At 60.8% G+C, this 23,631-nt stretch carries 21 protein-coding genes; 5 read left to right on the forward strand and 16 right to left on the reverse strand.

Going from position 1 to position 23,631, the window contains the following annotated elements; genetic code table 11:
• Positions 1 to 50: 50 nt before the first annotated feature.
• The 4 genes from guaA to DM813_RS06130 form a co-directional block, all read right to left on the reverse strand.
• The gene (gene guaA, locus DM813_RS06115; RefSeq protein ID WP_128322520.1) at positions 51 to 1,628 is read right to left on the reverse strand and encodes a glutamine-hydrolyzing GMP synthase; all 1,578 of its coding nucleotides are present in this window, start codon (positions 1,626 to 1,628) and stop codon (positions 51 to 53) included.
• Positions 1,629 to 1,707: 79 nt separating this feature from the next.
• Entirely contained in the window at positions 1,708 to 3,177 is a 1,470-nt protein-coding gene (guaB, locus tag DM813_RS06120) for an IMP dehydrogenase (protein ID WP_128322521.1), read from the reverse strand.
• Positions 3,178 to 3,262: 85 nt separating this feature from the next.
• Entirely contained in the window at positions 3,263 to 3,820 is a 558-nt protein-coding gene (locus DM813_RS06125; RefSeq protein ID WP_128322522.1) for a sugar ABC transporter ATPase, read from the reverse strand.
• Between the two features lie 18 nt (positions 3,821 to 3,838).
• Positions 3,839 to 4,621 (reverse strand): sulfite exporter TauE/SafE family protein, encoded by a 783-nt coding sequence (locus DM813_RS06130; protein ID WP_128322523.1) that lies wholly within the window; start codon positions 4,619 to 4,621, stop codon positions 3,839 to 3,841.
• Between the two features lie 102 nt (positions 4,622 to 4,723).
• On the opposite strand from DM813_RS06130, the gene DM813_RS06135 reads away from it, so the two are divergent.
• The 4 genes from DM813_RS06135 (at position 4,724) to leuA (ending at position 9,840) form a co-directional block, all read left to right on the forward strand.
• Positions 4,724 to 5,614, forward strand: a complete 891-nt coding sequence (locus tag DM813_RS06135; RefSeq protein ID WP_128322524.1) for a LysR family transcriptional regulator — start codon at positions 4,724 to 4,726, stop codon at positions 5,612 to 5,614.
• Positions 5,615 to 5,647: 33 nt separating this feature from the next.
• A complete protein-coding gene (gene xseA, locus DM813_RS06140; RefSeq protein ID WP_128322525.1) occupies positions 5,648 to 7,027 on the forward strand; it encodes an exodeoxyribonuclease VII large subunit in 1,380 nt (459 codons plus the stop codon).
• Between the two features lie 3 nt (positions 7,028 to 7,030).
• On the forward strand, positions 7,031 to 7,855 hold the full coding sequence (locus tag DM813_RS06145) for a peptidoglycan DD-metalloendopeptidase family protein (RefSeq protein WP_128322526.1): 825 nt from the start codon (positions 7,031 to 7,033) through the stop codon (positions 7,853 to 7,855).
• 311 nt (positions 7,856 to 8,166) lie between these two features.
• Positions 8,167 to 9,840 carry a 2-isopropylmalate synthase gene (leuA, locus tag DM813_RS06150; protein WP_128322527.1) on the forward strand — a complete coding sequence of 558 codons (1,674 nt, stop codon included), beginning with the start codon at positions 8,167 to 8,169 and terminating at the stop codon, positions 9,838 to 9,840.
• Between the two features lie 39 nt (positions 9,841 to 9,879).
• Here the strand turns inward: leuA and DM813_RS06155 are convergent, their stop codons facing one another.
• The 5 genes from DM813_RS06155 to zwf all read right to left on the reverse strand — a co-directional run bounded on the left by DM813_RS06155 (position 9,880) and on the right by zwf (position 14,390).
• The gene (locus DM813_RS06155; RefSeq protein WP_128322528.1) at positions 9,880 to 10,614 is read right to left on the reverse strand and encodes a monalysin family beta-barrel pore-forming toxin; all 735 of its coding nucleotides are present in this window, start codon (positions 10,612 to 10,614) and stop codon (positions 9,880 to 9,882) included.
• A gap of 31 nt (positions 10,615 to 10,645) precedes the next feature.
• Positions 10,646 to 11,332 (reverse strand): monalysin family beta-barrel pore-forming toxin, encoded by a 687-nt coding sequence (locus DM813_RS06160; RefSeq protein ID WP_128322529.1) that lies wholly within the window; start codon positions 11,330 to 11,332, stop codon positions 10,646 to 10,648.
• 196 nt (positions 11,333 to 11,528) lie between these two features.
• The gene (locus DM813_RS06165) at positions 11,529 to 12,203 is read right to left on the reverse strand and encodes a bifunctional 4-hydroxy-2-oxoglutarate aldolase/2-dehydro-3-deoxy-phosphogluconate aldolase (RefSeq protein ID WP_128322530.1); all 675 of its coding nucleotides are present in this window, start codon (positions 12,201 to 12,203) and stop codon (positions 11,529 to 11,531) included.
• 17 nt (positions 12,204 to 12,220) lie between these two features.
• Positions 12,221 to 12,934 (reverse strand): 6-phosphogluconolactonase, encoded by a 714-nt coding sequence (gene pgl / locus DM813_RS06170; protein ID WP_128322531.1) that lies wholly within the window; start codon positions 12,932 to 12,934, stop codon positions 12,221 to 12,223.
• Positions 12,921 to 14,390 carry a glucose-6-phosphate dehydrogenase gene (gene zwf / locus DM813_RS06175; protein WP_128322532.1) on the reverse strand — a complete coding sequence of 490 codons (1,470 nt, stop codon included), beginning with the start codon at positions 14,388 to 14,390 and terminating at the stop codon, positions 12,921 to 12,923. Before zwf ends, pgl begins: the two co-directional genes overlap by 14 nt.
• 213 nt (positions 14,391 to 14,603) lie before the next feature.
• On the opposite strand from zwf, the gene hexR reads away from it, so the two are divergent.
• Positions 14,604 to 15,464: a DNA-binding transcriptional regulator HexR gene (hexR, locus tag DM813_RS06180; RefSeq protein ID WP_206617366.1), complete on the forward strand. Its 861-nt coding sequence runs from the start codon at positions 14,604 to 14,606 to the stop codon at positions 15,462 to 15,464.
• Here hexR and DM813_RS06185 read toward each other — a convergent pair.
• The 7 genes from DM813_RS06185 to DM813_RS06215 form a co-directional block, all read right to left on the reverse strand.
• Positions 15,457 to 16,311 carry a D-hexose-6-phosphate mutarotase gene (locus DM813_RS06185; protein ID WP_128322534.1) on the reverse strand — a complete coding sequence of 285 codons (855 nt, stop codon included), beginning with the start codon at positions 16,309 to 16,311 and terminating at the stop codon, positions 15,457 to 15,459. The two genes, hexR and DM813_RS06185, sit on opposite strands and share 8 nt — an antisense overlap.
• 110 nt (positions 16,312 to 16,421) lie before the next feature.
• Positions 16,422 to 17,768 carry a carbohydrate porin gene (locus DM813_RS06190; RefSeq protein WP_431311915.1) on the reverse strand — a complete coding sequence of 449 codons (1,347 nt, stop codon included), beginning with the start codon at positions 17,766 to 17,768 and terminating at the stop codon, positions 16,422 to 16,424.
• A gap of 54 nt (positions 17,769 to 17,822) precedes the next feature.
• Positions 17,823 to 18,980, reverse strand: coding sequence for an ABC transporter ATP-binding protein (locus tag DM813_RS06195; RefSeq protein ID WP_128322536.1), 1,158 nt, complete (start codon positions 18,978 to 18,980; stop codon positions 17,823 to 17,825).
• A gap of 6 nt (positions 18,981 to 18,986) precedes the next feature.
• Positions 18,987 to 19,832, reverse strand: a complete 846-nt coding sequence (locus tag DM813_RS06200; protein ID WP_128322537.1) for a carbohydrate ABC transporter permease — start codon at positions 19,830 to 19,832, stop codon at positions 18,987 to 18,989.
• Positions 19,825 to 20,733 carry a carbohydrate ABC transporter permease gene (locus DM813_RS06205; RefSeq protein ID WP_128322538.1) on the reverse strand — a complete coding sequence of 303 codons (909 nt, stop codon included), beginning with the start codon at positions 20,731 to 20,733 and terminating at the stop codon, positions 19,825 to 19,827. The genes DM813_RS06200 and DM813_RS06205 overlap by 8 nt, the downstream gene beginning before the upstream one ends.
• 75 nt (positions 20,734 to 20,808) lie before the next feature.
• Positions 20,809 to 22,071 carry an ABC transporter substrate-binding protein gene (locus tag DM813_RS06210; protein ID WP_128322539.1) on the reverse strand — a complete coding sequence of 421 codons (1,263 nt, stop codon included), beginning with the start codon at positions 22,069 to 22,071 and terminating at the stop codon, positions 20,809 to 20,811.
• Positions 22,072 to 22,203: 132 nt separating this feature from the next.
• Positions 22,204 to 23,622 carry an ATP-binding protein gene (locus tag DM813_RS06215; protein ID WP_206617367.1) on the reverse strand — a complete coding sequence of 473 codons (1,419 nt, stop codon included), beginning with the start codon at positions 23,620 to 23,622 and terminating at the stop codon, positions 22,204 to 22,206.
• Positions 23,623 to 23,631: the final 9 nt, after the last annotated feature.

Raw genomic sequence — 23,631 nt, forward strand, 5'->3', positions numbered from 1 at the left:
GCTTTTTGCTGCAAGTTGCTACCAGGTGCCGGTATTTACCGGACGCCCGATCATTCCCACTCGATCGTTGCCGGCGGCTTGCTCGAAACGTCGTACGTTACGCGCGAGATGCCTTCGATCTCGTTGATGATCCGGCCGCTGACAGTTTCCAGCAGCTCGTAAGGCAGGTGCGCCCAACGTGCGGTCATGAAGTCGATGGTTTCTACCGCACGCAGGGCCACGACCCAGGCGTAACGACGGCCGTCACCGACCACACCGACCGACTTCACCGGCTGGAACACCACGAACGCCTGGCTGACCTTGTGGTACCAGTCGGCTTTGCGCAGCTCTTCGATGAAGATGTGGTCAGCGCGACGCAGCAGGTCGGCGTATTCCTTCTTCACTTCACCGAGGATCCGTACACCCAGGCCCGGGCCAGGGAACGGGTGACGGTAGACCATGTCGTACGGCAGGCCCAGCTCGAGACCAAGGCGACGTACTTCATCCTTGAACAGCTCACGCAGTGGCTCGACCAGCTTGAGGTTCATTTCCTCAGGCAGGCCGCCGACGTTGTGGTGCGACTTGATCACGTGGGCCTTGCCGCTCTTGGCGCCAGCCGACTCGATCACGTCCGGGTAGATGGTGCCCTGGGCCAGGTACTTGATGTTCTCGAGCTTGTTCGACTCGGCGTCGAACACGTCGATGAACGTGCGACCGATGATCTTGCGCTTCTTCTCAGGGTCCGACTCACCGGCAAGGTTGGTCAGGAACTGCTCTTCAGCGTTGGCACGGATCACCTTGACGCCCATGTTCTCGGCGAACATGGCCATCACTTGCTCACCTTCGTGCAGGCGCAGCAGGCCGTTGTCGACGAAGACGCAGGTCAGCTGGTCGCCGATGGCCTTGTGCAGCAGTGCGGCTACAACCGAGGAGTCGACGCCGCCAGACAGGCCGAGCAGGACATTGTCGGTGCCAACCTGCGCACGGATCTGGGCAATGGCGTCTTCAGCGATGTGCGAAGGCGTCCACAGGGCTTCACAGCCGCAGATGTCGAGGATGAAGCGCGAGAGGATGCGACCGCCCTGCTTGGTGTGGGTCACTTCCGGGTGGAACTGCACGCCGTAGTAGCCACGGGTGTCGTCGGCCATGCCGGCGATCGGGCAGCTCGGGGTGCTGGCCAGGATGTGGAACTCCTGCGGGATGCGGGTGACCTTGTCACCGTGACTCATCCAAACGTCCAGGCCCAGCACGCCGTCGGCGTCAACGTGGTCTTCGATGCCATCGAGCAGGCGGCTCTTGCCGACTACGTCGACACGGGCGTAACCGAACTCACGCAGCTCGGAACCTTCAACCTTGCCGCCCAGTTGCTCGGCCATGGTCTGCATGCCGTAGCAGATACCGAATACCGGTACACCCAGGTCCCAGACGGCCTGTGGCGCGCGTGGGCTGTTGGCTTCGTGCACGGACTCGGGGCCGCCAGCGAGGATGATGCCGCGTGGGGCAAATTCGCGAATCGCCTCATCGTCCATATCGAACGGGTGCAGTTCGCAGTACACGCCGATTTCGCGCACGCGGCGAGCGATCAGCTGGGTGTACTGGGAACCGAAGTCGAGGATCAGGATTCGGTGAGCGTGAATGTCGAGGGCCATGACTCAATCTCGTCAGTGGAAATCGGAAACGACGCGGGGCTGTCGATAACAGCCCCGCTAGCAAGTGTTGCCTGAAGCATCAACCTACGCGGTAGTTTGGCGCTTCTTTGGTGATCTGTACGTCATGCACGTGGGACTCGGCCATGCCAGCACCGGTGATGCGCACGAACTCTGGCTTGGTGCGCATTTCTTCGATGTTGGCAGAACCGGTGTAACCCATCGAGGAGCGCAGGCCACCCATCAGCTGGTGGATGATCGCGGTCAGGGTGCCCTTGTACGGCACGCGACCTTCGATACCTTCCGGTACCAGCTTCTCGGCACCGGCCGAGGAGTCCTGGAAGTAACGGTCCGAAGAACCCTGGGCCTGGGACATTGCACCCAGCGAACCCATGCCGCGGTACGCCTTGTAGGAACGACCCTGGAACAGTTCGATTTCGCCCGGGGCCTCTTCGGTACCGGCGAACATCGAGCCCATCATCACGGCGGAGGCGCCGGCAACGATGGCCTTGGACAGGTCACCGGAGAAGCGGATGCCACCATCGGCGATCAGCGGAACACCGGTGCCTTCCAGCGCGGCGGCGACGTTGGCGATGGCGCTGATTTGCGGCACGCCGACACCGGCAACGATACGGGTGGTGCAGATCGAGCCAGGGCCGATACCGACCTTGACAGCGTCAGCGCCCGCTTCGGCCAGGGCCTTGGCAGCAGCGCCGGTGGCGATGTTGCCGCCAATGACCTGAACCTGCGGGAAGTTTTCCTTCACCCAGCGAACGCGATCGATCACGCCCTTGGAGTGACCGTGAGCGGTGTCAACGACCACCACGTCAACGCCGGCAGCTACCAGTGCCGCAACACGGTCACCGGTGTCTTTACCGGTACCGACCGCAGCACCAACGCGCAGACGACCTTGGTCGTCCTTGCTGGCCAGCGGGTAGGCCTTGGCTTTTTCAATGTCGTTAACGGTCATCATGCCCTTGAGCACGAAGTTGTCATCGACGATCAGCACGCGCTCGATGCGGTGTTTGTGCAGCAGCTCGCGCGCTTCGTTCTTGTCGGCGCCTTCCTTGACCGTGACCAGGCGCTCTTTAGGCGTCATCACTTCACGGACAGTGGCATCCAGACGGTTTTCGAAGCGAACGTCGCGGGAAGTGACGATGCCGACCAGGTCGCCATTGTGCAGCACCGGAACGCCGGAGATGTTGTTCAGGCGCGTCAGCTCGAACAGGTCACGCACCGTAGCATCGGCTTCGATGGTGATCGGGTCCTTGACCACGCCGGCCTCGAACTTCTTGACCTTGCGCACTTCGCCAGCTTGCTGCTCGATGGTCATGTTCTTGTGGATGATGCCGATGCCGCCTTCCTGTGCCATGGCGATGGCCAGACGGGCTTCGGTCACGGTATCCATGGCGGCGGAAACCAACGGAATGTTCAGCTCGATGCCACGGGTCAAACGGGTCTTGAGACTGACTTCATTGGGTAGTACCTCGGAATAACCAGGCACTAGGAGAATGTCGTCGAAGGTCAGGGCTTCTTGGCTGATACGCAGCATCGCGGGGGCTCCCGGGCGGGAAAAATGGAAGCGCGCCATTATACTCATCCAGTGCCCTTCGCTCAATGCAAAGATGGGCCTTCGGTCAGTTGTCTGCGCGGGTTACCTGCACTACGGCCACTGGCTGGTCCAGCCAGTCGGCAAAGTCGTCGAGAAAAGTCTGCCTGAAACCCGCCGCCCCCCAGTTGTTGAAGATAAATCCCAGGTTGGAAAACGCGCAGGGTTGCAGGAACAGAAAACCGTTGATGTCATCTTCATGTGCACACAGCGGGCAGATGAAATTGTCCGTCTGCCCCGGCATCCACTCCTCCAGGCTTTCGAACAGCGCCACGCCCACCTCCCGGCGACACTCAGCACAGCCGGCTTCTTCGAGGAAACCGTCGAGAGGGGTATAGATGCAACGCTTGGTGATCACCTCCAGGCCATTGATCATCTGCCCGAACGGTAATAGCTGCGGGCGCTCGACGACCTTGCGAGCGCCCTCGGCGATGGCATAGGCCATGCGGTTGCCGGTGCTGCCGCAGGTGCTCAGTTGCTCCTCGATGACCTTCTCGCGCACCAGCCAGCGCAGAATCGCCCGCGCACGCGCCTCATGCACAGGAACAGTGGAGATCTTCGGGACAATGATGCTCTGGGTAATCATGACGGCAGCCAAACTTGCTCAAAGCGACCAGTTTACCTCACTCAGGTAGCGACCGATCAGGGCAATGCCGCTGGCCAGCACCAGCCAGATAACCAGGCGCACAAAGGCTTCGCGCGACAGCTTCAGGGTCAGACGCCGGCCCAGGTACAGTCCGATAACCATCGTCGGCAGCAAGCACAGGGCCAGTAACCACAGCGACAGGTCGGCATACACGCCGGCAAACATAAACAGGCTCAGGCGCACCACCGTACTGCAACTGATCAAGGCACTCTGGGTTGCCCGTGCCTGCTCGCTGGAAGGCAGCCGGGCATTGAGGTAGAGCGCATAGAGAAAGCCGCCACTGCCGAACAAGGCACCAAAGAGGCCGCCCATCGTTCCCACCGGCACCGACCAAGAGGCCGAGAGCCGGGTCGGCCTGACCTTTACCGCCAGGCTGTACAGGGAATAAACACTGATGAACAGGCCCATCAACAGTAACAACAGGTCGGACTTCAGGTTGAGCAAGAACACCACGCCGAGCGTGCAGCCCAGTGCCATGCACGGCAGCAGACGCAGCAACTCCGGGCGTGCCACCGCCTGGCGTGCGGGCAACCAGTTGCCGAACGCGGCAAGAAAATCCAGCAACACCAGCAAGGGGATGATCCGTGACAGGGGCATGAACTGGATCAGCACCGGCCCAGCCACCAGTGCTGTGCCGAATCCGGCGATGCCGAAGACGATATAGGCGGCGCCCACGCCAAGCAGGATCGGCAGCCAGTCGAGGGGCATGAAGGGTTGCTGGGCAAACAGGGTCGAGAGCATGGGGGTCGCCGACAGAAGTGGTGCGCGAACTTTAGCCAGCACCCAGCCATGCCGACTAATATGCAATTGCGCCACAAGCCATCTCTAAACGGCATATCAACCATGATTTCTACCCGCCAGTTGCACTACTTCGTTGAAATTGCCGAAAGCGGCAGCTTCAGCGCCGCCGCCGAGCGCCTGTTCATTGCCCAGTCGGCCCTGAGTCGCCAGATCAAGGAGCTGGAGTCGCAGCTCGATACCCAGCTGTTCGAACGCACGGCCCGCCAGCCGCGCCTCACTGCGGCGGGCCTGGCGTTCCTGCCGAGGGCCCGCACGCTGCTGGTCGACCTGGAAAAAGCCCAGCGCCTGGCCCGGGATGTCGGCCATGGCGTGCAGGGCAGCCTGCGCTTGAACCATTCGAGCACGGTGCCGCTGACCGGGCAGTTGCTAAGCCGGCTCAGTGGCTATCTGCACGACCACCCGGGCGTGGCCATGGAGATTGCCCAGCAATCTTCCGAGGCGCAGCTTGTAGAACTTGCCGACGATCGCCTGGATGTCGGCCTGCTGCGTCTGCCAGTGCTGCGCCAGCATGAAGGGTTGAACGTTGTGCCGCTGTTCGAAGAATCGCTGCTGCTGGCAGTAGCCGGCGATCATCCACTGGCAGGGGAAACCCGTGTTGGCCTGGCGCAACTGCGTGACGAGCGGTTCATTTCCATCCCCCATCGCCAGCGTGGCGGTTTGAGCTACCTGTCCGCGGAGCTGTGCATGGCGGCAGGGTTCTTCCCGAACGCTGCGCGAGTCGTGTCGCGCAAGACCACGCAGTTGCAGTTGATCCAGGCAGGGTTCGGCGTGGCCTTACTGCCGCAGTGCATGCAGGAGATCGCACCGCCGTCACTGCGGTTCGTCGCCCTGACGGACGAAGGCTGCAGCAGTACCGTGGCTATTGCCTATCGTCGCGATGCCGGGCCACTGGTACAGCAGTTCATCGCGCACATGTGCGGGCCGAGCCAGTGACCCCCATCGCCACAATCCTTTATGATGCAGCCCATGATCAAAGACCCCTTCGAAAGACTCGGCCTGGACCGCGAAGTCCTCACCGTCAGCCAGCTCAACGGCCGCGCCCGAGTGCTGCTTGAAGACGTGTTCCGCAACGTCTGGGTGGAAGGCGAAATTTCCAACCTCGCCCGCCCGGCTTCCGGCCACATTTACTTCACCCTCAAGGACAGCGGCGCCCAGGTGCGCTGTGCACTGTTCCGGCAGAACGCCACCCGCGTTCGCCAGGCCCTGCGCGATGGCCTGGCGGTCAAGGTACGCGGCAAGGTCTCGCTGTTCGAGGGCCGCGGCGACTATCAACTGATTCTCGACACCGTTGAACCGGCTGGCGACGGCGCCCTGCGCCTGGCCTTCGAGGCCCTGAAGGAAAAGCTCGGCGCCGAAGGCCTGTTCAGCGCCGAGCGCAAGGTGGCCCTGCCCTCGCACCCGCAACGCATCGGCATCGTCAGCTCGCCCACCGGCGCGGTCATCCGCGACATCATCAGCGTATTCGGCCGCCGCGCACCGCAGGTCGAACTGACGCTGATCCCCACCGCCGTGCAGGGCCGCGAGGCAATCAACCAGATCGTTCGCGCCCTGCAACTCGCCGACAGCCGCGGCTTCGACGCGCTGATCCTGGCCCGCGGCGGCGGCTCGCTGGAAGACCTCTGGTGCTTCAACGAAGAGGCCGTGGCGCGCGCCATCGCCGCCTGCGTGACGCCCATCGTCAGCGCCGTCGGGCACGAAACCGATGTCTCGATCAGTGACTTTGTCGCCGATGTGCGTGCCCCCACACCTTCGGCCGCTGCCGAGCTGCTGGCCCCGGACAGCAGCGACCTGCAGCGGCGCATCGAAAGCCTCAAACGGCGTTTGCTGTTGCGCATCCAGAGCCGCCTGACACACGACCGCCTGCGCCTAGACAGCCTGACCCGACGCCTGCGCCACCCAGGTGAACGCCTGCGCCAGCAGGCGCAGCGCCTGGACGACCTGGACATGCGCCTGCGCCGGGCCTTCGAGCAGCGCCTGAACCAGCGCCGCGAACGCCTCGCGCGCCTAGACACGCGTCTGGCAGCGCAACACCCCGGCCGTACCCTGGCCCTGCTCAAGCAGCGCCTGGACAGCCTCGCCGAACGCCTGCCACGGGCCATGCGCGAAACGCTCAAGGACCGCCGCCAGCGTCTTCAGGCCCAGGTACAAACCCTTCATGTGGTCAGCCCACTGGCCACGCTCGGCCGTGGCTACAGCATCCTCCTCGACGAGCGCGGCCAGGCGATCCGTAGCGCAGCCCAGACCCACAACGGGCAGCGCCTGAGCGCGCGCCTGGGTGAGGGCGAATTGCTCGTACGGGTCGAAGACAACCACCTGACCCCGGTCACGCTTTCACTACTGGACTGAACCATGCCCCGTCTGCTTACCCCGCTATTGCTGCTGTGCCTGGCGTTTGCCAGCAGTGCCCAGGCCAGCTACATCACCCGTCAGTTGAACAAGCCCGTCCCCGGTGGCGTCGCAGTCGTCGACCTCGGCCCGGCGGCCCAGGCCCCCAGTGCGCGTTTTGACGGCAAGCCGGTACTGGTGGTCAGGGAGCAGGACAACTGGCTGGCCATTGTCGGTTTGCCGCTGACGCAGAAGCCCGGCCAGGCACAGCTCACCCAGGGTACTCGCACGCTGACCTTCACCGTCGGCAGCAAGAAGTACCCTGAGCAACGCATCACGTTGAAAAACAAGCGCCAGGTCAACCCCGACCCGGCCGACCTCAAACGCATCGATGCCGAGCTTGCCGAACAGATCAAGGCCTACCGCAGCTTCAGCCCCACCCTGCCGAGCAACCTGATCCTCGACAAACCGGTCAACGGCCCGCTGTCGAGCAAGTTCGGCGTACGTCGCTTCTTCAATGGCGAAGAACGCAACCCGCATGCCGGGCTGGATTTCGCCGTGCCTGCCGGGACACCGATCAAGACACCGGCCAACGGCAAAGTGATTCTGGTCGGCAACTACTTCTTCAACGGCAACACCGTCTTCGTCGACCATGGTCAGGGCTTCATCAGCATGTTCTGCCACATGTCGAAGATCGACGTGAAACCGGGCCAGCAACTCAGCCGTGGCGCGGTGGTCGGCCGGGTCGGTTCGACCGGTCGTGCCACCGGCCCGCACATGCACTGGAATATCAGCCTCAATGACGCCCGGGTTGATCCGGCAATTTTCATCGGGGCATTCCAGCCCTGAGCCCTGGCTTGCGCCAATCAAAAAGACCGCGCAACTGGCGCGGTCTTTTTATTTGCGAGCCGCTATAAAATCTCGACAATTTTCACTTTTTAAGCATTCCTATCAATTTTCCATCAAGGCTTGCCATCTTTAACCCCACTGGTTAGGGTTGAAGCCATGAAGACCTTTCACACCCTCATTCTGCTTCGTCAACATCGCAGCCTCTGCCTGGTCAGTGCACGACTACCAAGCTGAATCGCGTCGCCTCGCCTTTTCATCTCGTTTTCGTACGGCAGGCCCTTTTCCAGGCCGCACACTCAAGGATTGCTTTCATGACCATGCTCAAAGACCCTTCGAAAAAATACAGCGCCTTCCCTACGGTCAACTTGCCTGACCGCACCTGGCCATCGAAGACCATCACCCAGACCCCGATCTGGTGCAGCTCCGACCTGCGCGATGGTAACCAGTCGCTGATCGAGCCGATGGACGCGGCGAAAAAACTGCGTTTCTGGAAAACCCTCGTCAGCGTTGGCGTGAAAGAAATCGAAGCATCGTTTCCGTCGGCTTCGCAGACCGATTTCGACTTCGTCCGCACCCTGATCGAAGACGGCCACATTCCGGATGACACCACCATCCAGGTGCTGACCCAGGCCCGTGAAGATCTCATCGCCCGCACGTTCGAATCGCTGCGTGGTGCGAAAAAGGCCATTGTCCACCTGTACAACGCCACCAGCCCGTCGTTCCGCCGCATCGTCTTCAATCAGGACAAGCAAGGCGTGAAAGACATCGCGGTGAACGCGGCCAAGCTGTTCGTCAAATATGCCGCCCAGCAGCCGGAAACCCAGTGGACCTTCCAGTACTCGCCAGAGACCTTCAGCGCCACAGAACTGGAGTTCGCCAAAGAGGTGTGTGACGCAGTAATCGAGGTGTGGAACCCGACGCCTGAGCACAAAGTCATCCTCAACCTGCCGGCCACCGTTGAAGTCTCGACGCCAAACATCTATGCCGATCAGATCGAATGGTTCGGGCGCAACGTCAACCGTCGTGACAGCGTGATCATCAGCCTGCACACCCACAACGACCGTGGCACCGGCGTTGCCGCCACCGAGCTGGGCCTGATGGCCGGTGCCGACCGTGTCGAAGGCTGCCTGTTCGGCAACGGCGAGCGTACCGGCAACGTCGACCTGGTAACCCTGGCTTTGAACCTCTATACCCAGGGCCTGGATCCGCAGCTGGACTTCTCCGACATCGACGGCGTGCGCAAAGTCGTTGAAGAATGCAACCAGATCCCGGTGCACCCACGCCATCCGTATGTTGGCGACCTGGTCCACACCGCATTTTCCGGCTCGCACCAGGATGCCATCCGCAAAGGCTTCACCCAACAGAAAGACGACGCCAAGTGGGAAGTGCCGTACTTGCCGATCGACCCGGCCGACATCGGCCGCAGCTACGAGGCGGTGATCCGCGTCAACAGCCAGTCGGGCAAAGGCGGCATCACCTACCTGCTCGAGCAGGAATACGGCATCAGCCTGCCACGTCGCATGCAGATCGAGTTCAGCCAGGTCGTCCAGGGTGAAACCGATCGCCTGGGCCTGGAAATGACTGCCCAGCAGATCTACAACCTGCTGCACCGTGAATACTTGCAAGCCAACTCCCCGTACGCGCTGGTCAGCCATCGCCTGCAGGAAGAAAACGGTAACAGCAAGGTTGAAGTCGAAGTGTCCAGCGAAGGTGAAACCACCCTGCACTGGCGCGGCAAGGGCAATGGTGCCCTCGAAGCCCTGGTGGCCGGTTTGCCAGTGGCCGTCGAGATCATGGACTATAACGAACACGCCATTGGTGCCGGCACCAACGCCAAAGCGGCTGCCTACATCGAACTGCGTGTGGCCGGCGGTCGTCCCGTGCACGGCGTAGGCATCGATGAGAACATCACCACCGCCAGCTTCAAGGCACTGTTCAGTGCACTGAACCGTTCCTTGAGCCAGCAGGCAGCAAAAGCGGCCTGAAAAAAAGCCCGCCCCTGAACGGGGCGGGCTTTTCTGTAATCAGTAACGCGCACCAGGCTTGTTAATCGCACTGAAACTTAACAGCCAGCGACCGGAGTTCTGCTCAACGTCATACCCGTCCATCAACACCGCCTGCTGAATTTCCTCCCACCCCAGCGGTGCGCAGGAGTTTCCAGAAGCTACCGGCACGATGGTATCGGATGCAATTGACGTCAGAAAAAACAGGTGTTCCCTGCCATCTATTTCCCGCACTTTGCTGTACTTGAAGAAATCCGCATACTTGCCCGCCGACGTTGCGCAGTGGGCGTAAACAATGTGCATCTGGTAGATATTGAACACACCAGGCCCTTCCATCTCCATCTTGCGGGTTCGCGTCGTGGAGCCATGCACACCTTCGGTTTGGCTGACCGAGAGTTTAAGGCTGGCTGAGCTTGCAGTAACAAAGCCGGCACCTAGGCTTATTTCGGTTTCTACCGTAGTTGAGAAAGAACTGCTGTAGCCCTTGGTGACGGCAAGTTCCTGAGTGTGCTTTACTTTGGTTGGCACCCGAACCGTGACCAGATGATCAAGATAGGCAAACACCGGCACGCTGAAAGTCATCCAGTTTTGATGTCCGATTCTCATATCACCACATACGGTGCTACCCAACACCCAACAACCAGGTTTAACCTCTTCACCCGAGGTGCCAAATAGGTAATTTTCAATTTTATAGTTACCTTTCTGATGAGGAAAGTAACCAATTTCCCTGACCATTTTCTTATCGATATAACTCATAGAGAACGCCTCCATCTTCCTTGAGTGTGCGTCAGTAACAATGACTGCTTGATTGGCTTGCTGTTTCATCGAACTGCCACGTTTCTTTTGCAACGCCATCCAGCACCCGCGTCTTTATCGTGCCCCATTCCAGCGGGTCAACAGCATGCCTGGCCTGTATTGCGAAGCCTCTAACCAGTGCGACAGAAGAGACAAGGACGGATTGACCACCCGCCTCGCAAAATACGCTTGCGATCCCCGGATCGGCCTTGACCATTTTGAGCGAATCAGCCAGCGGCCGATGCACATAAGCCATGTGCACCTGATACACCGCGTAGGGCTCGACTCCGTCCAGGTAAATATCTTCGAATATCTGACCTGGCGCCGCCCATAACGTCGTTGCTGGCACACCACTGACTATTTGCGAGAGCCCATTGACGCGCTCGACAGCAGGGGGAAATGCAAATGGCATCGCCAGGTCCGATAAGAAGTGAGTACTAAACCCGGTACTGAATGCCTGACGCTGAATGTAGACATCGTTACTACTGCCCTTCGCCGCTCCACAATAAACAAGGTAGGCGTATATAGGTCGGGTAAAACATTTCACAACACGCCCAGCGATAGTCATGTTGCCGACTACTGTCTGCCCTTTTACCCAGCAACCCGGTTTGGGCTCGCTCGATCCAAACAAGTATTTTTCAATACTGTAGGACCCTTTGAATACTTCTGGACTGTCCATGTCTGGTTTCTCTGTTTGCCCATCGCAGTCGAGAAACTAACAACCCTGATCACGCGTACGCAGCCGGAGCACTTTCCTTGGTACTGCCACTTCACCGCGTATCCGACTTCTACGCAGGTCAACATTTCAAACAGGCAAAAAAAAGGGGCGCTGACCAAGCGCCCCATAAGCCGTAAAGCACACAACAAATTCAGTTTCAGTCCAGCAAGGCCAGCGCCTCGGCACTGCAGGCTTCGATCTTTGCCCACTCGCCATTCTTGATCCAGCCACTGTCCAGCATCCAGGTGCCGCCCACGCACATCACATTGGCCAGTGCCATGTAATTGCGCACGTTGCCCGGGTTGACTCCGCCGGTCGGGCAAAAGCGCACGTCGCCAAACGGGCCGGCGAAGGCCTTGATGGCCGCTACCCCGCCGCTGATTTCCGCCGGGAACAGCTTGAAGCGGCGATAGCCCAAGGCATAGCCCATCATCAGTTCCGACGGTGTGCTGATGCCTGGCAGCAACGGCACATCGCTTTCCACGCCGGCCTTGAGGATGTCCTCGGTGATACCCGGGGTGACCACAAACTGCGCCCCCGCAGCTTCTACGGCCGCAAACATTTTGCGATCAAGGACCGTACCGGCGCCTACGCACAGCTCCGGCCGCTGTTCACGCAGCACCTGGATGGCTTTCAGGCCATGCTCCGAGCGCAGCGTCACTTCCAGCGTCCTGATGCCACCGGCAGCCAAGGCATCGGCCAGCGGCAGGATGTCTGCTTCGCGAGCGATGGTGATCACCGGCAGAATGCGCGCCTGGGTGCAGATCTGGTCGATCCGGGCAATTTTATCGGCCATGGAAACTCCCGGCTGCTTCAGTTCATGGGTGGTCATAACAGCGGATCCTTGGCTCATGGGCACCAGTAAATATCCAGAGGGTCGTGTAAAAAGGCGCGAATCGGCATTTCAGCAAGGTCAGCACCTGCCAGCGCGGCGCGCAGGGTAGCGAGTTTGCCCGGGCCTTGCACAGACAAGGCAGTAAAGCCGGCGGTTGCCAGCAAGGCGCGGGTCATGCTCAGGCGCTGATGGGGCACCGTCGGCGCCAGCATCGGCAGGCAGCGCCGGGTGCCAAGCGGGTTGAGCCCTTCCTTAAGGTCAGGGCTATTGGGGAACAGCGACGCCGTGTGACCGTCATCGCCCATACCCAACACCAGTGCATCAATGCCCGGCAGTTCAGCCAGGGCCTGATCGGCGTCCAGTGCGGCCGCCTCCAGGTTGGCCGCACTGCGATAAAGATTCAGGAAGCGCGCCTTGGCCGCGTTACCGGTCAACAGATGACGCTTGAGCAGCCCGGCATTGCTGTCGGCATGCTCGACCGGCACCCAGCGCTCATCAGCCAAGGTCACCAGCACCTTCGACCACGCCAAAGGCTGCCTGGCCAGGGCTTCAAAGAATGCCACCGGGCTGCGACCGCCAGACACCACCAGAGTCGCCTCGCCTTTACTGGCGATGACCGCCTCCAGTCGCCGGGCAACATCGTTAGCCAGCCCGGTCGCCAGCTGCGGCGCAGAATCAAAGGCGTGTGCCGTCACATTCGCTGGCAGTTGCAATTCAGATATCGCCATACCAAGACCTCCCATCACGGGTAATCAGTGCAATCGAGCTCATCGGCCCCCAGGAACCCGCCGCGTAGGGCTTGGGCATATCGCCGCTTTTCTTCCAGCCGGCGATCAACTGGTCGCACCACTTCCACGCGTATTCAATTTCGTCTTTGCGCACAAACAGGTTCTGATTGCCGCGCATCACTTCCAGCAACAAACGCTCGTAGGCATCCGGGATCCGTGCACTGCGCCAGGTGTCGGAAAAATTCAGCTGCAACGGGCCGCTGCGCAGTTGCATGCCTTTGTCCAGGCCCTGCTCCTTGGTCATCACCCGCAACGAGATGCCTTCGTCCGGCTGCAGGCGAATGATCAGCTTGTTACCGATCTGCAAACGCTGTTCCGGGGCGAAGATGTAGTGCGGGGTTTCCTTGAAGTGGATGACAATCTGCGACAGCTTTTGCGGCATGCGCTTGCCGGTACGCAGGTAGAACGGCACCCCGGCCCAGCGCCAGTTGCGGATATCGGCGCGCAGAGCCACAAAGGTTTCGGTATCGCTCTGCGCGTTGGCGTTGTCCTCTTCCAGATAACCGGGCACCGACGTGCCTTCGCTGTAGCCGGCGATGTACTGGCCACGCACCACACAGGTGCTCAGGCTTTCGCCGGTGATCGGCGCCAGGGCTTTGAGCACCTTGACCTTCTCGTCGCGGATGCTGTCGGCCGACAGGTCGCTGGGCGGGTCCATGGCAATCAGGCAAAGCAGCTGCAACAGGTGGTTCTGAATCATGTCGCGCAACTGCCCGGCCTTGTCGAAATAGCCCCAGCGCCCCTCGATCCCGACCTTTTCGGCCACGGTGATTTCAACGTGGGAGATCGAATTCTGGTTCCACTGGGTTTCGAACAGGCTGTTGGCAAAGCGCAAGGCGATCAGGTTCTGTACGGTTTCCTTGCCCAGGTAGTGATCGATGCGATACACGCGATTTTCCGGAAAGTACTGCGCTACCGCATCGTTAACCCGACGTGAAGACTCCAGGTCATGACCGATGGGCTTCTCCAGCACGACCCGGGTCCGCGCAGCAAGGCCGACCTTGTCAAGGTTCTCGCAGATGCCGCCGTACACTGCCGCAGGCGTGGCGAAGTAAGCGATCAGCTGGCTGTTGAGATCGACCTGCCCGGCCAGCAACGCATAGTCCTCGGCCTTTAGAAAGTCCACGTGCACATAGCGCAAGCGCGCCAGAAAGCGCTGCAACACCAGGGCCTCGACCTGTCCGGACGGCACGAACGCCTGCAGGCTCGCTTCAATCGACGCCAGATGCTCTTCGGCACTGCCGGGCTCACGCGCCAGGGCCAGCACGCGGGTATCGGCATGCAGCAGGTCGGCGCGATCCAGCTGATAGAGCGCCGGAAACAGCTTGCGCAAGGCCAGGTCGCCAAGGGCGCCAAACAGGGCAAAGGTGCAAGGTTCAACGCTGATCGATGCCATGATGTTGGTTCTTTTATCAAGTTGACGTAGAAATACCGGTTTCAAACCGAGTTTTCAAGGGGTAATGTAGTAAAAACAACAACATTACGTCTGACAAACAGATTCAAGTGGTGTGCCATTCATGCCATCAGTACGATAGGCCACCGTGTCACACGCCCGCCGCTGTCGGCTGCGGGCTGTCTCATCGACCCAAGGACCCTACCCATGGACCGCGTGCGAAATCTCCTGGAGCAGATCCAGGGACGCCTCGAAGAACTGAACAAGGCTGAGCGCAAAGTCGCCGAAGTCATCCTGCTCAACCCCCAGCAAGCCACCCGTTTCAGCATTGCAGCCCTGGCCCAGGCGGCCAAGGTCAGTGAACCGACGGTCAACCGCTTCTGCCGCTCGTTCGGCGTCAGCGGCTACCCGGAGCTCAAACTGCAACTGGCGCAAAGCCTGGCCAGCGGCGCTGCGTATGTCAGCCGTGCAGTCGAAGCCGACGACGATCCTGCGTCCTACACGCAAAAGATCTTCGGCAGCGCCATTGCCTCGCTCGACAGCGCCTGCCAGCAGCTCGATCCACAACTGATCAGCCGTGCTGTCGACATGCTGATCCAGGCCCGGCAGATCCACTTTTTCGGCCTCGGTGCTTCCGCGCCGGTGGCGCTGGATGCCCAGCACAAGTTTTTCCGTTTCAACCTGGCCGTTTCGGCCCATGCCGACGTACTCATGCAACGCATGCTGGCGTCGGTCGCCCACACCGGCGAGCTGTTCGTGATCATCTCCTACACCGGGCGCACCCGCGAACTGGTCGAGGTGGCACGCCTGGCCCGGGAAAACGGCGCCTCGGTACTCGGCCTGACCGCCGCCGACTCGCCACTGGCCAAAGCCAGCAGCCTGAGCCTGAACATCCCGCTTCCGGAAGACACCGACATTTATATGCCGATGACTTCGCGAATCATCCAGCTGACCGTGCTCGATGTACTGGCCACCGGCATGACCCTGCGCCGTGGCGTGGACTTCCAGCCGCACCTGCGCAAGATCAAGGAAAGCCTCAACGCCAGCCGTTACCCGGTCGACGACGAACTCAACTGAGCATCTGCGCCTGCAACCGCAGGTGTGCCTGCTCACCCGGCGCCAGGCTCAGGCTGTCACTGCTGCCACTGGCCGCCTCGACGCAGACGAAGCCCAATGTTTCGCTGCTGCTGACACCCATCAACGGCCGACTGCCCGGGTGCCAGACCACGGTGTCTTCACTGTCACCGGTATCGATGCTCAGCTCACGCTGCCAGGCCGAATCATGCAACTGCACGGTCGGTGCCCCGGGAAACACCCGCTGACAGCCGCCATGCACCTTCAGCGCGCCTTTCTGGCGGCAGGCCTGACGGTTCAAACGGTCGTAACCCTCAATGTTTTCTAGCCCAGATAGCGCTATCTCAGAAACGTCACTAATACGCCAGTAAGCCAGCAGAGCATGACTCAACTGACAAGGCAAGCTGTCCTGGTGTTCGGTGCTGAGCTGCAATTCCATGCTGCTGCCCAGGCGCGCCGACAGGTCCACCTGCCAGTCACACAGCTGTAAACGCCATTTCAGGCTCACGCCGTGCTCATCTTCATCGCTGTCGATCAGCTTCCAGTCAAGCAAACGCGCCCAGCCATGCGCCGGCCACATGTCTTCGCTGGGATGACGCCCATACCAGGGCCAGCACACCGGAACGCCGCCTCGAATGGCGCCGACCTGCGGCCACTGCGCCGCACACCACAGCCAGGGGCGTTCGCCTTTGGGTTGAAAATGCAACAACTGTGCGCCCTGGCGGCTGAACACGGCCTGGCACTGCGGGTGATCGATGATCAGCACATCGCGCTGTTGGTAACGCTCCCACTCGAAGGTCGGCCTGGGCCGCTGCGAAGTGAAGAAACGTTGTAGCGGGTGCTCTGGCATGGCTGGAAACTCTTGTTGTTAGTGAGTGCCTGATTGCTGGCAAAACAGCTCCTACGGAGCTGCTTGCCAGCGACCGGCCGCAATATGGCGTAAATTTACAACATATTGCCTCAGAACGACGACTGAATCTTCAAACCCGCGACCAGCGCGTTGTCCACTTCATCAACCCCACCCGGATGGGTGATGTACTGCAGGTTCGGACGGACAGTCAGCCAGTTGGTGACGTGGAAGCCGTAGTTGAGCTCGTAGTTGTACTCGGTGGTGCGCAGCGGCGAGAACAACGGATCTTCGTAATTGCTGACACCGTTGGTGGCATTGAGCAACTCGGCATTTTTCTTCACGTCGTCGTTGACATGGATACGGGCAAAACCGATGCCGATGTCGTCCTTCGGACGCGCGTCGAACGGGCCTTTGTAGACAAACATCAACGACTGGTAGTTGTCGATGAAGTTGGTGTCCTTGTCATGAAAGGTGGCGTTTGCCGCGATGTTCAGGCCACGGCTGGCATCGCCGTTATGGCGGGTGAGTTGCTGTTGCGCGACAAACCAGTAGCCATGCTTGCTGTCATGCACGCGATAGCTGTTACCTGTGGTCGCCGCATCCTGGCCGTTGTCGTCCTCACGTACATCGTCGGCATCGGCCGTGCTCTTGTAGTAACCCACACGGTATTCACCCGGCAGGCTGTTGATTTTCGGTGACCAGACCAGCTCGACCGGCAAAACCGTACCGGCGGTACCACTGCCGCTGAGTTTGAAGCCGTTGCCGTGCTCCAGCTGAGAGGGGTTCTGGTTGTAGGCCCCGACTTGCGCATAGAGCTCATCATTGATGTTGTACTTGAAGCGGATCGCCGCCTGGCTGACGGGCCAGTTGTACCAGATGTTGGTCGCCCAGTTACCCACCTGGGAGCCACAGAACGCCAGGTTCTGGAACTCGCACGGGAAGGTGTTGAAGTCTTCGCCTTCGCCGAAGTAGCCGGCTTTGATATCGAGTTTGTTGTCGAAGAACTGATGCTGAATCCATAACTGGGTCAGGCGCACCATATGCCCCCGGCCATAGACTTCCTGCGATGAGCTCAGGGTGCCGGCACGTGGGTCGCCGATGCGGTCATTGGATATGTTCTCGCCGTTACGGTTGGTCAGTTGGATCTTGGCCTGGGTATTGTCCCAACCCAGCAGCTTTTGCAGATCAAGCGCAGCCCCGAGGCCGAACTGGTCGCTGTAGCGTGCCGTCTTGTCATCGTTGAAGCCTCCATTGAGGTTTGCGCCGACTTCACCGACGTAGTCGATTTTGATGTCGACACCCTTCTCCAGCAGTTCGGTACGGGTACCGCCCCAGTCGCCGGTCATCCATTGCGACTCCGGGGCAAAGGCATCGGCAGCCTGTGCAGCGCAGCTGACCCCGAGCGCCGCCAGCAAGGTCAGCGGCGCCAGTGGCTTGATGCGTTTGAAGTGATCCATCCTTTGTTTCCTCATTTTATTGTTCTTGATGGGCTTGTACGACGTAGAACGGATTCAGCGACCTTTGAATTGCGCCACGTTATCTGCACCGATTTGCCGTGGCGTAACGTTGACCCCCAGGCGTTCACCGCTGGCAGCATCGAACAGCAATACCCGCGCCGGGTCGAACTGCAGATTGAGGGTGTCACCGACCCGGGTCGGCACATCCGGCGCCAACCGACAGCAGACCTTGGTCTGGTTGAGGGTGACGAACACCAGCAAGTCCGGACCAGTGGGCTCGGTGATCTGCACGTCGGCCTGAATACCGGGCAAACCGTTGGCGACTGCCGGCGCCAGGCTGATCTGCTCGGGGCGTATGCCGAGAATCAGCTCACGTGTTTCAAGCCCGGCATCACTGATGCCCAACGGTAGTTCGCATCGGGCCTGCCCGCTGTCGAGTACCGCCAGCAATCGCCCCTCTTTGCACTGCAGGCGCACAGGGATGAAGTTCATCGGTGGCGAGCCGATAAAACTGGCGACAAACAGGTTGGCCGGATCGTTGTAGATCTGCTGCGGGGTACCGAACTGCTGGATCAAGCCATCTTTCATGACCGCCACCTTGTCGCCCAGGGTCATTGCCTCGATCTGGTCGTGAGTGACATACACCGTGGTGGTTTTCAGGCGCTGGTGCATCAGTTTGATTTCCGTGCGCATCTCCACCCGCAGCTTGGCGTCGAGGTTGGACAGCGGCTCGTCGAACAGGTAGATCTTCGGCCGCCGCGCCAACGCCCGGCCCATGGCCACACGCTGCTGCTGGCCGCCGGAGAGCTGACCGGGCTTGCGCGTCAGCAGGTGCTCGATCTGCAGTAGCTTGGCCACCCGCGCCACTTCCTCGTCGATGGCGGCCGCCGGCATCTTGCGCATCTTCAAACCGAAGGCGATGTTGTCGCGCACGTTCATGGTCGGGTACAGCGCATAGGACTGAAAGACCATGGCAATGTCACGGTCCTTGGGGCTCATGCCGCTGATGTCGGCATCGTCCACCAGGATCGCCCCGCCAGTGATCTGCTCCAGGCCGGCGATGCAGTTCATCAAGGTCGACTTTCCGCAACCCGAGGGCCCGACCAGAATCAGGAACTCGCCGGACTCGATCGACAGGTCGATGTGCTTCAAGGTGTCCGGCAAACCGTTGCCGTAGGTCTTGTTGACGTTGCGCAGTTCAAGCGTTGCCATGTTGTTTTACCCCTTGACCGCGCCGGCCGTGAGCCCGCGCAGGAAATACTTGCCAGCCAGCACATAGACCAACAGGGTCGGTAACCCGGCGATCATCGCCGCCGCCATGTCGACGTTGTATTCCTTGACCCCGGTACTGGTGTTGACCAGGTTATTGAGGGCCACGGTGATCGGTTGCGCATCGCCACTGGCGAACACCACACCAAAGAGAAAGTCGTTCCAGATCTGGGTGAACTGCCAGATCAGGCAGACCATGATGATCGGTACTGACATCGGCAGCAGAATGCGTCCGAAGATGGTGAAAAACCCCGCGCCATCCAGGCGTGCCGCCCGCACCAGGGCGTCGGGCACGCTGCAGTAGTAGTTGCGAAAGAACAGCGTGGTGAAGGCCAGGCCGTAGACGATATGCACCAGCACCAGGCCGCTGGTGGTACTGGCCAGGCCGAGCTTGCCGAGAGTGAACGACGCAGGCAGCAGCACGGTCTGGAACGGCAGAAAGCAGCCAAACAGCAACAACCCGAAGAACAGCTGCGAGCCGCGAAAGCGCCACATCGACAGGACATAGCCGTTGAGGGCACCCAGCAGGGTGGAGATCACCACTGCTGGCACGGTGATTTTCACCGAGTTCCAGAAGTAGCCGCCTACGGTGTCCCAGGCCTTGATCCAGCCGATGCCGGTGATTACGGCCGGCCAGCTCAGCAAGTTGCCGGTACGAATGTCCTCCGGTGATTTGAAGCTGGTCAGCAGCATCACGATCAACGGAATCAGGTACAGCGCGCAAGCCAGCAACAGGGTCGAGTAGATCGCCAATCGGCTGAAGCTGAAAGCGCGGGGAGCCAGGGATCTAGTCATGGCGCTTGTTCCTCAGTTCCGAATACAGGTAGGGCACCAGAATCGACAGGATCGCCCCCAGCATCAGGATGGCACTGGCCGAGCCCATGCCCATTTGCCCACGGCTGAAGGTGAAGGAGTACATGAACATGGCCGGCAGGTCGGAGGCATAGCCCGGCCCACCTGCGGTCATGGCCGCCACCAGGTCGAAACTCTTGATGGCGATGTGTGCGAGGATCATCAACGCACTGAAGAACACCGGGCGCAGGCTGGGCAGCACGATGCGCAGGTAGATACTCGGCAGGCTCGCACCATCGACCTGGGCCGCGCGAATGATCGACTGGTCAACGCTGCGCAAACCGGCCAGAAACAGCGCCATGACAAAGCCCGATGCCTGCCACACGGCGGCGATCACCAGGCAGTACACGACCCGGTCCGGGTCGACCAGCCAGTCCAGGCGAAAGCCTTCCCAGCCCCAGTCGCGGAGCATTTTGTCCAGGCCCAGGCCCGGGTTGAGCAACCACTTCCAGGCGGTACCGGTGACGATCATCGACAGCGCCATGGGGTACAGGTAGACGGTGCGAATAACCCCTTCGCGGCGGATGCGCTGGTCCAGCAGCACCGCCAGCAACACACCGATCACCAGGCTGATGGCGATGAACATCCCACCAAACACCAGCAGGTTTTTACTCGCGACCCACCAGCGATCGTTTTCCATCAGCCGGGCGTATTGCGCCAGGCCCACCCATTTGTAGCTGGGCATGAAGCTGGAGTTGGTGAACGACAGGACGAAGGTCCAGAGGATGTAGCCGTAAAAGCCCACCAGGACAATCAGCATGCTCGGCGCCAGCACCAGTTTCGGTAGCCAGCGCTGCAAGGCGTCGAACGGCGAGGCCTTGTTGATTGTGGCAACAGTGCTCATCGGTTTGGTCTCGGTTGGAGGGCGGTGCTGTGCACCGCATCGCTGGCAAGCCAGCTCCTACAGTGGATTGCAGGATTACTTGGCTGACTTGATCGCCGAGTTCAGCTGTTTGACCGCCTGAGCGGGGTCCGCTTTCGGGTCATTGAGGAAGTTGGTCACGACATCGAAGATCGCGCCCTGCACCGCCAGGGTCGTGGCCATGTTGTGGGCCATGCTCGGCTGCAGGCCATCACCCTTCTCGGCCTCCTTGAAGTCCACGGCCGATTTCTGCGTGCAGGCATCGAACTGGCTCATGTCCATGTCCTGGCGCACTGGCAGCGAGCCCTTGTTCTGGTTGAACACAGTCTGGAACTCGGGCTCCAGGGCGACCTTGGCGAGGTCATTCTGGGCCTTGATGTCGTTGTCGTTCTTGAGCTTGAACATCGCCAGCGAGTCGATGTTGTAAGCAAAGCTGCCCTGGGTACCCGGGAAGGCCACGCACTGGTAGTCCTTGCCCGCGACCTTGCCAGCTGCGGTCCATTCGCTCTTGGCCCAGTCGCCCATGATCTGCATGCCCGCCTTGCCATTGATGACCTCGGCGGCGGCGATGTTCCAGTCACGCCCGGCACGGTTGGGGTCCATGTAGGTACCAAGGCGCTGCAAAGTCTTGAACACGGCCACCATCTGCTCGCCGGTGAGGGTCTTCTCATCCAGATCGACAAAGGCGGCGTGATAGCCCTTGGGGCCGAGAATGCTCAGCGCCAGGTCTTCGAACACGGTGCTGTCCTGCCACGGCTGCCCGCCGTGGGCCAGCGGGATGAAGCCCGCCGCCTTGAGCTTGTCGGCTGCGGCAAACAGCTCATCGAGGGTGGTCGGGACCTTGGCGCCGGCTTTCTCGAACACCTGCGGGTTGATCCACAGCCAGTTGACCCGGTGAATGTTCACCGGCACTGCCACGTAATGACCGTCATACTTCATGATCTCGGCGACTTTCGCCGGTAGCAGCTTGTCCCACTGGTTGGCCGCAGCCACCTCATCCAGTTCGGTAAGCAGGCCCAGCGCGCCCCACTCCTGAATATCCGGCCCCTTGATTTGCGCCGCCGCTGGCGGGTTGCCGGAAATCGCGCGGGTCTTGAGCACGGTCATGGCCGCAGCGCCACCGCCACCGGCCACGGCGTTGTCTTTCCAGATGAAACCGTCTTTGGTGACCTGCTGCTTGAGGGTTTCCACGGCCTTGGCTTCGCCACCGGAGGTCCACCAGTGCAGGACTTCAACGGTGCCGGGATCGGCAGCAAGGGCGCTCAGGGGCAACAAGGAGGCGAGAGAAATGACAGCGGCGAGGCGATTGATCGCATTCATCAAAAGTAACCTTTTCTTGTTGTTATGCAGGTGCAAGTCGTGGTGCTTGCGCTTGCATCGGAGTCTAACCAGCGCCTCGGCCGGCGGAAGTAACGAAGGGATGCGCAAATGTCACCAAGCCGTGACATTCGCTCAGTCGTTGCTGCGCGGCAGGCTCAAGGTCACCCGCAGGCCGCCTTGGCGCAGGTTGCGCAAACTTACTTCGCCGCCATGGCTGTGAGCGATATTGCGGGCAATCCCCAACCCCAGGCCGTACCCCTGCTGCTGCCCGGCCAGGCGAAAGTGCGGCTCGAACACCTGCTCCTGGCGCTGCTCGGGCACACCCGGCCCTTCGTCATCAACCTGCAGCACAAAGCCCGACTCGCTGTCGAGCACGCGCAGGTGCGCGCGCTCGCCGTACTTCAAGGCATTGTCGATCAGGTTGCCCATGCACCGGCGCAGTGCCAGCGGCTTGCCCGGGTACGGCGCCAGCGCCCTGCCCTGCAGGGTCACCCGGCCACTGGCGAGGTAGGGTTCGATCAGGCAATCAAGGGCCTGATTGAGGTCGATCGGTTCGATGTTTTCGTGGATGTCGGTGTCCTTGACGCACTGCAAGGCGCCTTTGACCAGCATCTCCAGCTCGTCCAGATCGCGGCTGAACTTGGCCTGCTGCTGTTCGTCTTCAAGCAGCTCTACGCGCAGGCGCAAGCGGGTGATCGGCGTGCGCAAGTCATGGGAAATGGCACTGAACAACTGGCTGCGCTCGGTCAGGTAGCGGCTGATGCGCTCACGCATGGCGTTGAACGCCCGCCCGACCTCGACCACTTCGCTGCCGCCACCCTCCGCCACCGGCGGCACGTCGGCGCCCAGTGACATCTCCCGCGCCGCGCGGGCCAGGCGCTTGAGCGGTCGGCTCTGCCAATGTACGAGCAAACCGATGAACAGCAACAGGAAGAAGCTGGTCAGGCCGATGAACCACACCTGCTGACGCGGCAGCCCTTCATCCTCGAGACTGGTGTAGGGCTCGGGCATCAGCGAGGCGATGTACAGCCATTCTTCCTCGCCCAGGCGGATCTGGGTAACCAGCACCGGCGGGTTGACCGGTTCCAGCGTCAAGGCGTAGTGCGCCCAGGAACGGGGTAGCTCATCGAGCTTCAAACCGCTGTTGAAAATCCTCAGGTCCTGCGGGCTGACGAACTCGACACTGATGTCCATCTGCGCACCCAGGCGCTGGCGCAGCACGTCGTCCACCGCCGCGATCACCGCCTGTTTGCGTGGCGTGTTCGGCATGGCCTGCATCTGCAGCGGCTTGTCGTTGAGCGACACGACAAAGCGTGTCCCCCCCATGCTGCGCAACTGATCGAGCACCATCGGCCGGTAGGCCAACGGCAGGGAGCGAAAGTAGCTGACGCTGGCGCTCATCGAATGCGCCAGGCTGCGTGCGCTGGCCACCAGGCCTTCGAGCTGGCTGGCACGCAGCTGTGAGAGCCAGATCAGGCTCGACAACCCCTGGGCCAGCAACACCACCAGCAAGGTCAACAGCAGCATGCGCCCGAGCAACGAGCGCGGCAGCGGTAACCG

The organism is Pseudomonas alkylphenolica, assembly GCF_004025535.1.
Lineage (GTDB): Bacteria > Pseudomonadota > Gammaproteobacteria > Pseudomonadales > Pseudomonadaceae > Aquipseudomonas > Aquipseudomonas alkylphenolica_A.

What these genes read in the sequence shown, in the direction of transcription:
- DM813_RS06135 (WP_128322524.1), top strand. Translation starts at nt 4,724, where the DNA reads ATGATTTCTACCCGCCAGTTGCACTACTTCGTTGAAATTGCCGAAAGC.
- DM813_RS06165 (WP_128322530.1), bottom strand. Translation starts at nt 12,203, where the DNA reads ATGACCACCCATGAACTGAAGCAGCCGGGAGTTTCCATGGCCGATAAA.
- DM813_RS06210 (WP_128322539.1), bottom strand. Translation starts at nt 22,071, where the DNA reads ATGAATGCGATCAATCGCCTCGCCGCTGTCATTTCTCTCGCCTCCTTG.
- pgl (WP_128322531.1), bottom strand. Translation starts at nt 12,934, where the DNA reads ATGGCGATATCTGAATTGCAACTGCCAGCGAATGTGACGGCACACGCC.
- DM813_RS06205 (WP_128322538.1), bottom strand. Translation starts at nt 20,733, where the DNA reads ATGAGCACTGTTGCCACAATCAACAAGGCCTCGCCGTTCGACGCCTTG.
- DM813_RS06130 (WP_128322523.1), bottom strand. Translation starts at nt 4,621, where the DNA reads ATGCTCTCGACCCTGTTTGCCCAGCAACCCTTCATGCCCCTCGACTGG.
- DM813_RS06185 (WP_128322534.1), bottom strand. Translation starts at nt 16,311, where the DNA reads ATGCCAGAGCACCCGCTACAACGTTTCTTCACTTCGCAGCGGCCCAGG.
- DM813_RS06155 (WP_128322528.1), bottom strand. Translation starts at nt 10,614, where the DNA reads ATGAGTTATATCGATAAGAAAATGGTCAGGGAAATTGGTTACTTTCCT.
- DM813_RS06160 (WP_128322529.1), bottom strand. Translation starts at nt 11,332, where the DNA reads ATGGACAGTCCAGAAGTATTCAAAGGGTCCTACAGTATTGAAAAATAC.
- guaA (WP_128322520.1), bottom strand. Translation starts at nt 1,628, where the DNA reads ATGGCCCTCGACATTCACGCTCACCGAATCCTGATCCTCGACTTCGGT.
- DM813_RS06125 (WP_128322522.1), bottom strand. Translation starts at nt 3,820, where the DNA reads ATGATTACCCAGAGCATCATTGTCCCGAAGATCTCCACTGTTCCTGTG.
- xseA (WP_128322525.1), top strand. Translation starts at nt 5,648, where the DNA reads ATGATCAAAGACCCCTTCGAAAGACTCGGCCTGGACCGCGAAGTCCTC.
- DM813_RS06145 (WP_128322526.1), top strand. Translation starts at nt 7,031, where the DNA reads ATGCCCCGTCTGCTTACCCCGCTATTGCTGCTGTGCCTGGCGTTTGCC.
- DM813_RS06200 (WP_128322537.1), bottom strand. Translation starts at nt 19,832, where the DNA reads ATGACTAGATCCCTGGCTCCCCGCGCTTTCAGCTTCAGCCGATTGGCG.
- DM813_RS06190 (WP_431311915.1), bottom strand. Translation starts at nt 17,768, where the DNA reads ATGGATCACTTCAAACGCATCAAGCCACTGGCGCCGCTGACCTTGCTG.
- guaB (WP_128322521.1), bottom strand. Translation starts at nt 3,177, where the DNA reads ATGCTGCGTATCAGCCAAGAAGCCCTGACCTTCGACGACATTCTCCTA.
- zwf (WP_128322532.1), bottom strand. Translation starts at nt 14,390, where the DNA reads ATGGCATCGATCAGCGTTGAACCTTGCACCTTTGCCCTGTTTGGCGCC.
- DM813_RS06195 (WP_128322536.1), bottom strand. Translation starts at nt 18,980, where the DNA reads ATGGCAACGCTTGAACTGCGCAACGTCAACAAGACCTACGGCAACGGT.
- leuA (WP_128322527.1), top strand. Translation starts at nt 8,167, where the DNA reads ATGACCATGCTCAAAGACCCTTCGAAAAAATACAGCGCCTTCCCTACG.